At 42.1% G+C, this 209-nt stretch carries 1 pseudogene; it reads right to left on the bottom strand.

Features of this window, described 5'->3' with window-relative positions:
• Positions 1-209: pseudogene (locus tag HJY11_RS14820) on the bottom strand (DNA topoisomerase IV subunit B); the annotation flags it as partial.

Below are 209 nucleotides of genomic sequence, written 5' to 3'. Positions count from 1 at the left end.
CTTTATCACCCATCAATATGGAGAAAATTGCGTCTGCTTCAGCAGCATCCTCCAAATGTACCTGCAAAATTGTTCTTCCGTCAGGATTCATAGTTGTTTCCCATAACTGCTCCGGATTCATTTCACCTAAACCTTTATAACGCTGGATATAGGGATTGCTGTCACGACCAACTTCATCCAAAACAGTCTGCAGTTCATCATCGCTGTAA

The organism is Bittarella massiliensis (ex Durand et al. 2017), assembly GCF_017566145.1.
GTDB lineage: Bacteria > Bacillota > Clostridia > Oscillospirales > Ruminococcaceae > Bittarella > Bittarella massiliensis_A.
Note: the sequence above shows the minus strand (reverse complement) of the source record. Positions and strands in the feature narration are given on the sequence as shown.